Annotated in this window: 11 protein-coding genes; 4 read left to right on the forward strand and 7 right to left on the reverse strand. The window is 53.7% G+C overall.

Annotated features, from left to right (window positions below):
* The first annotated feature begins 134 nt into the window (after positions 1 to 134).
* On the forward strand, positions 135 to 1,706 hold the full coding sequence (locus FDW96_RS00515; protein ID WP_137365040.1) for a methyl-accepting chemotaxis protein: 1,572 nt from the start codon (positions 135 to 137) through the stop codon (positions 1,704 to 1,706).
* Positions 1,707 to 1,767: 61 nt separating this feature from the next.
* On the opposite strand, the gene FDW96_RS00520 is transcribed toward FDW96_RS00515, so the two are convergent.
* The 3 genes from FDW96_RS00520 to FDW96_RS00530 form a co-directional block, all read right to left on the reverse strand.
* The gene (locus tag FDW96_RS00520) at positions 1,768 to 2,736 is read right to left on the reverse strand and encodes a DMT family transporter (protein WP_137365181.1); all 969 of its coding nucleotides are present in this window, start codon (positions 2,734 to 2,736) and stop codon (positions 1,768 to 1,770) included.
* Between the two features lie 76 nt (positions 2,737 to 2,812).
* The gene (locus FDW96_RS00525; protein ID WP_038642970.1) at positions 2,813 to 3,637 is read right to left on the reverse strand and encodes an AraC family transcriptional regulator; all 825 of its coding nucleotides are present in this window, start codon (positions 3,635 to 3,637) and stop codon (positions 2,813 to 2,815) included.
* An 81-nt stretch (positions 3,638 to 3,718) separates the two neighbouring features.
* Positions 3,719 to 4,567 carry an SDR family oxidoreductase gene (locus tag FDW96_RS00530; protein ID WP_137365041.1) on the reverse strand — a complete coding sequence of 283 codons (849 nt, stop codon included), beginning with the start codon at positions 4,565 to 4,567 and terminating at the stop codon, positions 3,719 to 3,721.
* 90 nt (positions 4,568 to 4,657) lie between these two features.
* On the opposite strand from FDW96_RS00530, the gene FDW96_RS00535 reads away from it, so the two are divergent.
* A complete protein-coding gene (locus FDW96_RS00535) occupies positions 4,658 to 5,038 on the forward strand; it encodes a helix-turn-helix domain-containing protein (RefSeq protein ID WP_137365182.1) in 381 nt (126 codons plus the stop codon).
* Positions 5,039 to 5,100: 62 nt separating this feature from the next.
* Here the strand turns inward: FDW96_RS00535 and FDW96_RS00540 are convergent, their stop codons facing one another.
* Positions 5,101 to 7,044, reverse strand: a complete 1,944-nt coding sequence (locus FDW96_RS00540; protein WP_137365042.1) for a bifunctional 2',3'-cyclic-nucleotide 2'-phosphodiesterase/3'-nucleotidase — start codon at positions 7,042 to 7,044, stop codon at positions 5,101 to 5,103.
* Positions 7,045 to 7,230: 186 nt separating this feature from the next.
* Here FDW96_RS00540 and cysQ point away from each other — a divergent pair, with 186 nt between their 5' ends.
* On the forward strand, positions 7,231 to 7,971 hold the full coding sequence (gene cysQ, locus FDW96_RS00545) for a 3'(2'),5'-bisphosphate nucleotidase CysQ (RefSeq protein ID WP_137361574.1): 741 nt from the start codon (positions 7,231 to 7,233) through the stop codon (positions 7,969 to 7,971).
* On the opposite strand, the gene FDW96_RS00550 is transcribed toward cysQ, so the two are convergent.
* Positions 7,961 to 8,518 carry a YtfJ family protein gene (locus FDW96_RS00550; RefSeq protein ID WP_042312764.1) on the reverse strand — a complete coding sequence of 186 codons (558 nt, stop codon included), beginning with the start codon at positions 8,516 to 8,518 and terminating at the stop codon, positions 7,961 to 7,963. The two genes, cysQ and FDW96_RS00550, sit on opposite strands and share 11 nt — an antisense overlap.
* Positions 8,519 to 8,845: 327 nt before the next feature.
* Here FDW96_RS00550 and FDW96_RS00555 point away from each other — a divergent pair, with 327 nt between their 5' ends.
* The gene (locus FDW96_RS00555; protein WP_003025710.1) at positions 8,846 to 9,052 is read left to right on the forward strand and encodes a DUF1107 domain-containing protein; all 207 of its coding nucleotides are present in this window, start codon (positions 8,846 to 8,848) and stop codon (positions 9,050 to 9,052) included.
* A 67-nt stretch (positions 9,053 to 9,119) separates the two neighbouring features.
* On the opposite strand, the gene FDW96_RS00560 is transcribed toward FDW96_RS00555, so the two are convergent.
* Positions 9,120 to 10,460, reverse strand: a complete 1,341-nt coding sequence (locus tag FDW96_RS00560; RefSeq protein ID WP_003025713.1) for a hemolysin family protein — start codon at positions 10,458 to 10,460, stop codon at positions 9,120 to 9,122.
* Between the two features lie 151 nt (positions 10,461 to 10,611).
* The gene (msrA, locus tag FDW96_RS00565; protein WP_042312762.1) at positions 10,612 to 11,250 is read right to left on the reverse strand and encodes a peptide-methionine (S)-S-oxide reductase MsrA; all 639 of its coding nucleotides are present in this window, start codon (positions 11,248 to 11,250) and stop codon (positions 10,612 to 10,614) included.
* Positions 11,251 to 11,373: the final 123 nt, after the last annotated feature.

An 11,373-nucleotide genomic window follows, 5' to 3' on the forward strand; every position in this document is an offset into this window, starting at 1 on the left:
TTAATTCGTTAAGGTGCTGAATCTTATTGGAAAGGAGAGATACGGCGAAAAAAGCTGCGCCAGAGAATTAAATAAGCGCACGCCGCTGCCGATAGTTAGACCTCAGACAATACCTGCATAATAAAAGGCAACAGATGTTCAAACGAATCAAAGTGATAACCTTACTTATCACCGTGCTACTCGCGCTGGGCGCGATGCAGCTCATCTCCGCAGGCGTCTTTATTGGCGCACTCAATAACGATAAACAGAACTTTAATGTCTCTCAGCTTTCCAGTCAGAACGTGGCTGAATTTACCGATGCGTGGATTAGCCTGAACCAGGCTCGCGTCACGCTCAACCGGGGTATGCTGCGTTTACAGGGAACGATGGCCAGCGAGATCAACGGCGGTCAGTTGAAAGAGCTGGTGAACACGGCGAATCGTCTGCTGGCCGAGTCGAAAGAGCATTACGATAAATACTACGCCCTGCCAGAAACGCCGGGGCTGGATGAGCGTCTGGCCGATCGACTGGAAGAACAGTACGGCATCTATTCTGCGACGCTGGCTAAAATGAACGCGCTGCTGGCTGAAGGTAAGCTGGAAGAGATGTTCAAGCAGAATGCTGAGCAGAAGCAGACGGCCATGCAGGAAGTATATCGGGAATGGCGTGCCGCGCAAACGGCGTTGGCCACGGCCGGCGTGCAGGACAATGAGAGTGATTACCGCAAGATAATCTGGCTGTTGTCTGCCGTGATGTTGACTGTCGTCACTGTGATTGTCGCCAGTTGGCTGGCGATGCAGCGCGTGTTGCTCAAGCCGCTCCACGAGGTGATGGGACATATTCGCCACATCGCTGCGGGTGACCTGACGCATAGCATCAACGCCGATGGCAGCAATGAAATGGCGCTGCTGGCAAGTAATGTGCGTGACATGCAACAGGCGCTGGCGAATACGGTCAGCGTGGTGCGTGACGGGGCTGACACTATCTACACCGGCGCGGGTGAAATTGCCGCAGGCAGTAACGATCTCTCCTCACGTACCGAGCAGCAAGCCGCCTCTCTGGAAGAGACCGCTGCCAGCATGGAACAACTCACCGCCACCGTGAAGCAGAACGCAGATAACGCGCGTCAGGCGACCAGTCTGGCAAAAAATGCCTCACAGACGGCGTTGAAAGGTGGAACCGTGGTTGATGGCGTAGTGCGTACTATGGACGAAATCGCCACCAGTTCCAGCAAAATCGCGCAAATTACCACTGTTATCGACGGTATTGCCTTCCAGACCAATATTCTGGCGCTGAACGCGGCGGTAGAAGCGGCGCGTGCGGGCGAACAGGGACGTGGTTTTGCCGTGGTCGCTGGCGAAGTTCGTACTCTGGCGCAGCGTAGTGCTCAGGCGGCAAAAGAGATTAAGGCGCTGATTGATGACTCGGGCAATCGGGTCAATGCCGGTACGGCGCTGGTGCATGAAGCAGGCGAAACGATGGCGGAGATTGTCAGCGCCGTGACCCGCGTGACCGACATTATGGGCGAAATTGCCTCTGCTTCTGATGAACAGAGCCGGGGTATCGATCAGGTAGGCCAGGCCGTTGCCGAGATGGATCGCGTGACGCAGCAAAATGCTTCGCTGGTGGAGGAGTCCGCTTCCGCAGCCGCCGCGCTTGAAGAGCAGGCAGCACGACTGAACCAGACCGTGGCTGTATTTAAAGTGTCGCGCCGGATGACGGCGTAAACGCCTTATCCGGCCTACATGAGATCGTACAGTCCTTGTAGGCCTGATAAGCGCAGCGCCATCAGGCATCCCCTGAAACCGGCACTACCGCCGGTTTCTGCGGTTTTGACCGCACCGCAATTACCACGCCTGTTACCAGTAGCGCAATACCGCTTAGCGTCAGCAGCGGCGGAAAATCCTGGCGCAGCATAAAGGTATACAGCAGGCCAGCCAGCGTTTCGAAGACAATCAGCGGGCCGAGGATCACCGTCGGCAACTTCTGGCTGGCGATGTTCCAGCACAGGGCGCCCACCCACGAACACAATACCGCAATGGCTATCATCAGGCCGATAAACACATCCGGACGCGGGCCGAAGGGCAGGGCGAAACCTGGCGTTTGCCCATGCAGCCACAGACACGCTGCAACATACCCCAGCAGAGAAACGGGCAGCGTCACCAGCGCCTGAGCCGTCGCCCACATCATCGGATGCTTATCTGGATTCTCGCGCAGCCAGCGGGCATTACGCAGTGCATACCACGCCCAGCACACCACTGAAACAAGCGCCAACACGATACCGGAGCCATAACGCCAGCCGCTAAAATTGGGTAATCCCTGGTTCAGCTCCGAGATATTCACGCACAGCAGGCCAATAGCAATCAATATCAGCGCAGGTGACAGACGCCACCAGGATAATTTACCGTCACGCTGGCTATAGAGCAGGTTGGCGAAGACCGGGATCACCACCGGTAATGTACCAATAATCATCGTTGACACCGGCGCGCCGGTACGCTGGATGGCGCTGGCCAGGCAAACGTAATAAATCAGGTTACCCATCATCGTTAGCGCCAGCGCTGTTATCCAGTCTTTACCCGTCAGCTGGCGCAGACGCGCGCGTCCCAGCCAGGCGATCGGCACGGCGATCAGCCCCAGCGCCAGATAGCGTCCCATCGACTGCAACACTGCCGGGTATTCCGGTACGATCAGCGGCCCGACAAAAATTAATCCCCACATCAGCCCTGCCAGCAGGGCGTACAGCACGCCGCTAATCATTGTTAACATCCACATCATTAAACATTGCGTTGAGTGTAGGCAGGGAGAGTGCAGCCGTATTGTATGAGATTGCGCATTAGCGCGAATAAACCTGCTTCTGATAACGTACCGGCGTAATGCCGTAGCGATGAGTAAATGCGCGGGTGAGATGCGACTGGTCGGTCAAACCGGTTGCGGCAGCGACCTCTGCGGCGGGCATTCCGTGAGTGAGAAAACCTTTGGCGCGCCACAGGCGAATGGCCATCAGCATTTGGTGCGGCGTAACGTGGAAATGAGATTTAAACTGGCGTTGAAAATGCCAGGGACTCAGTGAGGCAACCCGCGCCAGTTCGTCGAGCGTTATCGGGTGCATGTAATTATCATGCAGATACTCGCGTACCCGTTCAAAGCGATGCGCCCCTTCTGCAGATGTTGGCGCATGGCGGGCCAGCGGCTGGAAGGTGTCGATCAGATCGAGCAATAACCCTTTTTGCGCCAGCGCATCCTCTGTGTTCCACAGGCCGTGGATCAGCGAGCAGATCTGCCGCGAGCGCAGCGGATCGTGACGCGTTACGTCATGAAACCACCAGTGGCGGATCCCAGTGACTTCTTCCAGAAGATCGGGCTCAAGATAGATCATCCGATAGCGCCAGCCGTCGGCGGTTTCGGCTTCGCCGGTATGCAACTCATCGGGATTCATGGTGACGACAGAATGGGCGGGCGCGACGTACTGCGTACCGCGATAGCGAAAACGTTCGGCTCCGGCTTCTATCGCGCCAATGCCAAACGCTTCATGGGTATGTGGTTCAAAGGCGTAACGTGAGATGTGCGCATGATACAGCTCAACGCCCGGCACCTGCGCCAGATGGCGAAAGCGGGCGCTGTCTTTCTCATCAATAAACTGCTCAGGTACACCTTGCACGTTTTCTCTCCCCACGCATCATCCTGTCATTATCAGAGAGGATGCGCGGGGATGCCACCACAATTAACTAATTTTTAACACTTACACGATGCCTTTGACGCTGTCAGCCAACGAGGTGGTTGGGCGGCCAATCAGTTTGCTCAGCGTATGGCTGTCATCGAACAGACCGCCTTTAGAGGCGCCGACGTCAGAATCCGCCAGCATGTCCGCCAGCCCGGCAGGCAGACCAAAGTTTTTCAGCGCCGCGGCAAAATCAGCTTCGCTCAGGTTCTGATACACCACTTTTTTACCGCTCTGCTTTGCCAGCTCGGCAGCCAACTGGCTTAGAGTCCAGCCTGCGTCGCCCGCCAGTTCGTAGGTTTTACCGGCGTGCCCCTCTTCACTAATGACGCGCGCGGCGGCTGCGGCATAGTCGGCACGGGTTGCCGAGGCGATTTTGCCTTCTCCCGCCGCCCCGATAAAGACGCCGTGTTCCAGTGCAGCTGGCGCGCTGGCGAGATAGTTTTCGGTGTACCAGCCGTTACGCAGCAGCGCGTAGGCGATACCGGATTCAGCCAGCATCTTCTCGGTTGCCACATGCTCATCAGCCAGCCCTAGCGGGGAGGCGTCGGCGTGCAGCAGGCTGGTGTAGGCGATGAATTTCACGTGCGCGGCTTTCGCTGCGTTAATCACGTTGTGATGCTGCGGGGCGCGTTGTCCCACTTCGCTCGACGAGATTAGCAGTAGCTTGTCAATACCCTGTAAGGCAGCCGTCAAGGCGGCTTCATCGCTGTAATCCGCCTGACGAACGGTAATGCCCTGCTGGCTAAGCGCCGTCGCTTTAGAGGGATTACGCACAATTGCCACAATCTGGCTGGCAGGAACGGTTTTCAGTAGCGATTCAATAACGTGTTGGCCCAGTTGGCCGGTGGCACCGGTAATTGCGATCATGGGGTAACTCCTTGGTATTGGTCTTGTGTTTAATCACGCTAACACTTAAACTAACTTTTAGTAAGTACGCACAAAAAGGTTAGTATGAAAATGACAGCGTCGACGCTCTCCCAGCAATTACGCGATGGCAATTTGTTTGCCGAACAGTGTCCCTCCCGCGAGGTGTTAAAACACGTCACCAGCCGCTGGGGCGTGTTAATTCTGGTGGCGCTGCGCGACGGTACGCACCGTTTCAGCGATTTGCGCCGTAAGATGGGCGGCGTCAGCGAAAAGATGCTGGCGCAATCGCTGCAGGCGCTTGAGCAGGACGGGTTTATCAATCGAGTCTCTTATCCGGTGGTGCCGCCGCATGTGGAATATAGCCTGACGCTGTTGGGCGAGCAGGTGAGCGATAAAGTCGCCGCGCTGGCGGACTGGATAGAACTGAATTTGCCGCAGGTTTTGGCGCAACGGGAAGAGCGGGTTGCGTGATAGGTTGGCAGTGTGTTTTGTCGGCCGGATAAGACGCTGTTGCGTCGCATCCGGCACGAAAGTTACTTACTCAAATCCAGCTGATAAATAGCGAAACCGATGTCATCGGTCGCGACTTTCTTCAGCGGATACTGGCCTTTCTCTTTAATAAATGCAGCGGCTTTATCAGACGGTGATGTTTCAAAGCGAATATCCAGTGGTGTGTCGCTATGAATTGGCGCCAGACGCCAGTTGTTATCTGCCGCCGGGTGAATTTCACCGGCACGCTTCGTCTCAGCACCAATCCACGCGGCCAGCACCGAGCGGTTTTCATCCGGAGAAGCAAACGCGATGTGGCTGTCGCCGGTTCCGGCAAACTTACCGCCGTAGGCGCGGTAGTTGTTGGTCGCGACGAGGAAGGTGGCATTCGGATCGATTGGTTTGCCGTTAAAGGTCAGATTTTTAATACGTTCCGCTTTCGGGTTAATGGTCTGACATTCACCGTCGTAGCGGGCGGGTTGTGAAACATCAATCTGATAATTCACGCCGTCAATCACGTCGAAATTATAGGTACGGAAGCCATCCCAGTTAATCAACGACTGTGGTTTGCTGCTGTGGATATCAATCTGATTGAACTGCCCGGCGGAACATTCCAGCCACTCTTTCACCTCTTTACCGCTGGCTTTCACCACCACCAGAGTGTTGGGATAGAGATACAAATCAGCGGCGTTACGGAAGGTTAACTGGCCTTTTTCGACTTCGACAAAGCTGGCCGGATCGTTCTTGCGTCCACCGACCTTAAACGGCGCGGCCGCGGAAAGTACCGGCAATTTTGCCAGGTCCGGATCGCCCTGGATAAAGTGCTCCACATACGCTTTCTGGGCGTTATTCACCACCTGCACGGTCGGGTCATCCTGAACCAGCGCCAGATAGCTGTACATGTTGTCGGCGGATTTACCGATCGGTTTGCTGACAAACTCACGCGTGGCGTCGTGATCGGCTTTCAGGATCTCAACGATTTTTTTGTCTTCTGCTGCCAGTGATTTTTTCGCCGCGGCGTCATAAATGGGGCGTGCCTCTGCTTTCGCCTGGCTGACCTGCCATTTACCGCTATCGTTATTCAGTACCAAATCCACGACGCCCAGATGATCGCCCCACATGCCAGGCATCACCGCCGGCACGCCATTGAGCGTACCTTTTGTGATATCTGCACCTTTAATGTTGGCAAAATCTTTCCCCGGGAAGACGGCGTGAGCATGACCAAACATAATGGCATCCACGCCCGGTACTTCACTGAGATAATAAACGGAGTTTTCCGCCATCGTCTGATACGGGTCGGCAGAAAGGCCGGAGTGAGCAACCACCACCACGACATCAGCGCCTTTTTTCCGCATTTCCGGCACATACTTACGTGCGGTTTCGGTGATGTCATTTACCGTCACTTTGCCGCTGAGGTTGGCTTTATCCCAGGTCATTATTTGTGGTGGCACGAAGCCGATATAGCCAATCTTCAGCGTCTGCTTGTTACCTTCCTGGTCAATTACCTCAGTGTCTTTGATCAGATAAGGCGTAAACAGCGGCTTTTTGGTCTTAACGTCGATGATATTGGCGTTAACGTAGGGGAACTTCGCTCCGGCCAGCGCGTTATGCAAATACTCCAGACCGTAGTTGAATTCATGATTGCCGAGGTTGCCCACCGCGTAATCCAGCGTATTGAGCGCCTTATATACCGGGTGAGTTTCGCCCGCTTTCAGCCCTTTGGCCGCCATGTAATCCCCGAGCGGGCTGCCCTGAATCAGATCGCCGTTATCAACCAGCACGCTGTTTTTGACTTCACCACGCGCGGCGTTGATCAGACTTGCCGTACGCACCAGGCCAAATTTTTCAGTCGGCGTGTCTTTGTAATAATCGAAATCCATCATATTGCTATGTAAATCAGTGGTTTCCATTATTCGCAGATCGACGGTCGCGGCATTGACGCTGGCTGCAATCAGCGTTGCCAGAAGCGTTGCACTAAACTTAATCATCAGGGGCATCCTTTTAAGATCTAAGCCACAAAAGAAAATGTATATAAATCTTCTTGCTTACAGAACTGTGAATCATGACATGAATATAGCGTTTAAAACCGCAGACGCTATCACAGTTGGCGGATCCCCTGACGATCGGGTATAAGTAAAACAACGAGTTAACACCACTGACAAACGAGGTGGAGAATGTTAGAACATGTATGCCAGCTTGCACGGAACGCGGGCGATGCCATTATGCAGGTCTACGATGGAATCAAACCGATGGAGATTACCAGCAAGCAGGATGATTCTCCGGTCACGGCGGCGGATATCGCTGCGCATACGGTGATCCTCGAAGGATTACAGGCGCTGACGCCGGATATTCCGGTTCTGTCTGAAGAAGCCCCTCCTGGCTGGGATGTTCGCCAGCACTGGCAGCGCTACTGGCTGGTCGATCCGTTGGACGGTACCAAAGAGTTTATTAAACGTAACGGTGAATTTACCGTCAATATTGCGCTGATTGAGCAGGGAAAGCCGGTGCTTGGTGTGGTTTACGCGCCAGTAATGAAGGTCATGTACAGTGCGGCAGAAGGTAAAGCGTGGAAAGAAGAGTGCGGTGTGCGCAAACAAATCCAGGTACGTGACGCGCGTCCACCGCTGGTGGTGATTAGCCGTTCGCATGCCGACAATGAGTTAAAAGAGTATCTGCAACAACTGGGCGAGCACCAGACCACGTCGATTGGATCGTCGCTGAAATTCTGCCTGGTGGCGGAAGGGCGCGCGCAGCTGTATCCGCGTTTTGGGCCAACTAACGTCTGGGACACTGCCGCTGGCCACGCCGTTGCCGCCGCAGCCGGAGCGCACGTTCACGACTGGCAGGGGAAACCTCTGGACTACACCCCACGTGAATCGTTCCTCAACCCCGGCTTCCGCGTCTCTATTTACTGAGCAATTTATGCAGCAGGGTAATCACCTGCTGCACCTCTTCCTGCGTTAATGCGCCATCTTTTGCCCACTGTACGCGTCCGTCCTTATCGAGTACCGCAATAGCTGAGCTTTCTTCATCCAGTTGCCAGGCTTTACGCGCAATGCCGTTGCTGTCGACGATAAATTGTGACCATGGGTAGAGCTTCTTATTGCTCTCCAGACTGCTGCGCACAAACATACCGGAGCCAGGAATGGCGTCATCCGTGTTGACGATAGTGGTGGTCTGGTATTTGTCGTGCGGCAGGTTCGCCGCTTTGATGGCTTCAATCAGGTTCGCGTTTTTCTCTTTGGCGGAGGTGCGTCCGGCAATGTGTTGCACAATGCGTACTTTGCCGGGCAGTTGCGCGCTATTCCAGCTTTTGTAGCTAAACTTATCGTTATCGAGAATCAGTTCGCCGCGATCGGCGATCCCCACCGGCGGTACGCGCTGGTCAGTCTCAAACTTATGGGCGGAGGCAATCATCGGCAGCAGCAGGCACGACAGCGCCAGCAGTTTTCGTAAGGTCATAGGTTTTCCTTCTTTCTTTATTTTGCAGGTGATCCGACCACTTGGGCCTGGAATTTAATCATATGTGCGATTGATGCTTTTTCCCGCAAGCGCGATGCCAGTTTGCGGACGGGCGCACAAATCCTGCGAAAATCGAAGGCTTATACTGAAGACAGCGAAGCGTTGAAAAGATAATTCTGAATAATTGTAACTGGAAGGTAAATAAACTTATACACGCTGGAAACATCAACGAGATAGTCTATAGTCATAGGGCATTAAAATTTGCGCCTGAGGATTGTCGGACCGATTGTGGTACCGCAAAGGCGTAATGCTCAGCAGGAGACAACAATGAAAATTTTCCAACGATACAACCCGCTGCAGGTGGCGAAGTACGTGAAGATCCTGTTTCGTGGACGGTTATATATCAAGGATGTAGGCGCTTTTGAATTTGATAAGGGTAAGATTCTTATCCCAAAAGTGAAGGACAAGCTGCATTTTTCCGTGATGTCCGAAGTTAACCGTCAGGTCTTGCGTCTGCAAACTGAGATGGCTTGATCAAAGTGCTATGCGGTAGTTAAAAAAACGGCTCCAGGACAGGAGCCGTTGATGTTTCTGCAAGGCGCTATGACGCCTTTGCCTCTTCCTTCGCATCCGGCAGTTTCGGTACCAGAACGGTAGGTTTACTGTCCAGACGCGTCACCAGCAGCTGATCGATCTTGTAGTTATCGATATCCACTACTTCAAATTTGTAGCCTGAATACTTCACCGAGTCGGTGCGTTTCGGGATTTTACGCAACATGAACATCATAAAGCCGCCGATGGTTTCATAGTTGCCGGACTGCGGGAATTCGTCGATATCCAGGACGCGCATGACGTCATCAATCGGCGTACCGCCGTCGACTAACCATGAGTTTTCATCACGCGCCACGATCTGCTCTTCCAGGCCCTGACCGACTAAATCGCCCATCAGCGTCGTCATCACATCGTTGAGCGTGATAATCCCCACCACCAATGCATACTCGTTCATGATGACGGCAAAATCTTCGCCTGCGGTTTTGAAGCTTTCCAGCGCTTCAGAGAGCGTCAGCGTATCCGGGACAATCAGCGTATTGCGGATCTGCACGCCGCTGTTCAGCGCCATACTCTGGTTGGCCAGCACGCGGTTGAGGAGATCCTTTGAATCGACATAGCCAATGATGTGATCGATATCTTCGTTACACACCAGAAATTTGGAGTGCGGATGTTCCGCCACTTTGTTCTTCAGGCTCTGCTCGTCTTCGTGAAGATCGAACCAGATAATATTCTCGCGCGAGGTCATAGAAGACGGTACGGTGCGGGATTCCAGTTCGAACACATTTTCAATCAGCTCATGTTCCTGCTTGCGCAGAACACCCGCCAGCGCACCGGCTTCGACCACGGCGTAAATGTCGTCTGACGTGATGTCATCTTTACGCACCATCGGAATTTTAAACAGGCGGAAAATGTTATTTGCCAGACCGTTAAAGAACCACACCAATGGGCGGAAGACCAGCAGACAGAAGCGCATCGGGTTGATGATACGCAAAGCCACAGCTTCTGGCGCAATCATACCGATGCGTTTCGGGGTTAAATCCGCGAACAGGATGAACAGGCCAGTAACCAGTGAGAAGGACAGAATAAAACTTAACTGTTCGGACAGCTCTGGAGCGAAGTACTTTGAGAACAGGCTGTAAAACGCCGGGGAAAAGGCCGCATCACCAACGATACCGCCGAGAATGGCGACCGCGTTTAGGCCAATCTGCACCACGGTAAAAAACATGCCGGGGTTTTCCTGCATCTTCAAAACACGCTGTGCGTTCACATTGCCTTCATCGGCAAGCAGCTTAAGTTTGATTTTGCGTGATGCGGCAAGCGAGATCTCGGATATCGAGAAAAACGCACTCACGGCGATCAGGCAGAGAATGACTAAAATACTGTTTAACATATCTTATCCGACCGTTCGGGTCAGATCCTCGGAAGGGAGAAGTTGATAAATCCGTGTGAAATACACATTGAAAACCGGCTCGTGGAAGTGAGCCGGTAAATTCAGGAGCTAGTATAGCGTAAGGTACTGTAACGTCGCCAGAGGGGGAAATTTATCCTTGTGGTGGCAAACACACGCCAATCCCGCCAATCCCGCAGTATCCGTAAGGATTTTTGTGCAGATATTGTTGGTGATCGTCTTCGGCATAATAGAACGGGGTTGCCGTACTGATTTCCGTTGTAATGGTGCGCTCGTCGCCAGCGGCGGTCATCGCCGCCTGAAAACGCTCAAGGCTGGCCTGTGCCGCGGCGGTTTGCTCTGGCGTTAAGGGATAAATAGCGGAACGATACTGCGTACCGTGGTCGTTCCCCTGACGCATACCTTGCGCCGGATCGTGATTTTCCCAGAACACCTGCAGCAGTTGCTCGTAGCTGATAACATGCGGGTCATAGACGACGCGCACCGCTTCGGCATGCCCGGTATCGCCAGAACAGACTTCCCGATAGGTCGGGTTAGGGGTATAGCCGCCGGTGTATCCGGCTGCGGTGCTGTACACGCCGGGTAATGACCAGAATAAACGCTCCACGCCCCAGAAACATCCCATGGCGAAAAGGGCGATTTCCATACCGTCGGGCACGTTGGTCATCGAATGTTGGTTAACCGCATGCAGCGTTGCCACTGGCATCGGGGTGTTGCGTCCAGGTAGCGCATCTGCTTGAGTAACGAGATGCTTTCTATCAAATAAACTCATGGCCGTTCTCCCGAAATCAGTCATTTGGGTTAAGGTTGTAACGAGACGCGTCTTTGCCCACAATAAACGGCATGAATACGTCTAGAGTTAAACATAAGAAATATTTGGGTTGTCGTCTGTTTT

The sequence above is a fragment of the Citrobacter sp. TBCS-15 genome (genome assembly GCF_005280815.1).
GTDB lineage: Bacteria > Pseudomonadota > Gammaproteobacteria > Enterobacterales > Enterobacteriaceae > Citrobacter > Citrobacter werkmanii.